Source organism: Streptomyces sp. NPDC026515 (assembly GCF_055567595.1).
On the sequence record NZ_JBVHQD010000058.1, the window covers coordinates 1 to 1,799 of the forward strand.

Sequence of the window (1,799 nt, forward strand, 5' to 3'; positions counted from 1 at the left end):
GGATGCTGTTGGTTAATCCGGGGCCTTACGCCTTCTTCGCCCCGCCGATCGTCTGGTCGGCGGGGCGAAGTCGTGCGAAGTGGCTGGTACGGGTGTGGGCTCGTGGTTGGCCGGTGAGGTGGGCGTCGATGCGGGCGAGATTGATCGCGGCGCTGGTCAGCTGGTGCTGGAGACTGGTCTTCGCGAGGCCTCGGTAGCGGGATCTGCGCAGGCCGCAGCGCCCGACGGCCTGGGAGATGGTGCCCTCGACGCCGGCACGGATCTTGTACCGCTCTTTCCAGGCATCGGTTCGCTGCTCGGCTCGGGCCGTGCGGACGATTTCGTGTTCGGCGCGGCCCTGCCGGAGGTTGAGCTCGCGGCGGCGTGGCGAGGGTGAGTTGACGCAGTTGCGCAGCTGAGGGCAGGGACGGCAGTCGGCCGGGCTGAAGCGGACCCGGATCACGGGCAGGCCCTGCTGGGAACGCCGCTCGGCCCACTGCGTACTGACGACGCCGTTCGGGCAGGTCACCCGCTCACGGTCCCAGTCGATGGTGAAGGCGTCCTGCCCGAAAGGGCCGTCGGCCGACGCGGCGGTGTTGGCGGCCATCGGCCCGTGCAGGACGACGCCGTGCTCCCGTCGGGCGGTCACGACCTGGCCGGCGGTGGGATATCCGGCATCGACCCAGTGCTCACCGGGCAGGCAGTCCCGTTCGGCCAGCGCGCCATGGATCCCGGGGACCGCCACGCTGTCGTGGACGGTGGCGAGGGTGGTGGCCACGTTCGTGATCAGATTCGGGGCATCCGGCTCGCAGGTCTCGGTCAGATGGACCTTGTATCCATCCCACGCGATGTCCCGTTTGACGCTGCCCCGGGCCTCGGTGTCATAGGGGGTGACCAGGCGCAACGCGCCCGGCGGGCGGTCTTTTGGGTCCCGCCGCCTCACCTCGCCCTCCACCAGGTGGAAGTGCTGGACCCACATCTGCCGTAAGGTCTCCACCTCCGTCAGGGTCCCCAGGCCGTGCGGCGCGTCAGAGGCGAAGACCGCCTCAAGCAGAAGCATCCCGTCACGACCGACCCGCAAGCCCACCTCATCACGCTTGGCACGGGCCTTGGGGAAGCGGGAGTCCTCGGCCCTGGTGGCGTAGTGCCTGAACCAGTCCGGCTCCGCGACACCCACCAGCCAGTTGGGGGCAGCCTGGGCAAGTGCGTTGAGCGCCGAGCGCAGGGTCTCGGCCACCATCTCCAGCCAGGACAGCTCCCGCACCGACGACAGCACATGCGTGGCGTCGGTGCGGGCCCGGCCCGCCGTCTTGAGCAGGCCCTTCTCCCGGGCCGCGACCAGGATGCCGTCCAGCACCCGCCGCCCGGCATCCGCCTCCACCAAACGGTCCCGGAACTCCGACAGCACCGAGAAGTCGAACCCCGGATCCTCCAGCCGAAGACCGAGTGCGTACTTGAAGTCGATCCTGGCCCGGACCGCCTCCGCGGCCTGCCGATCGGTAAGTCCTTCGAGGAACTGCAACACCAGGACCAGCCCGAGCCGGGCCGGTGACCAGGCAGGCCTGCCCCGTTGCGGGAACAAGTCCGCGAACTCCTCGTCCGTGAACAACGGCCCCAGCTCGTCCCGCACCCGGATCGCCAGGCCCCCCTTCGGGAACGCGGCCCGCGCCACCCGCACCGTCTCCGCCGGGATCTCCCCAGACCCCTTCGGCTGCATCGACATCCGCACCCACCCCATACGACAACGTCGGCCTTCAAGACCACAACCAGGTCTTGAAGGCCGACGTCACGCCAGGCCCCGGATTAACCAACAGCATCCG

At 69.5% G+C, this 1,799-nt stretch carries 1 protein-coding gene; it reads right to left on the reverse strand.

Annotated features, from left to right (window positions below):
• Window positions 1–25: 25 nt before the first annotated feature.
• Window positions 26–1,702: an IS1182 family transposase gene (locus ACZ4O3_RS44065; protein ID WP_467728030.1), complete on the reverse strand. Its 1,677-nt coding sequence runs from the start codon at window positions 1,700–1,702 to the stop codon at window positions 26–28.
• Window positions 1,703–1,799 lie beyond the last annotated feature (97 nt).

Bases quoted from the DNA above. Each gene is read 5' to 3' on its own strand.
- ACZ4O3_RS44065 (WP_467728030.1), bottom strand. From the start codon at position 1,702: ATGTCGATGCAGCCGAAGGGGTCTGGGGAGATCCCGGCGGAGACGGTG.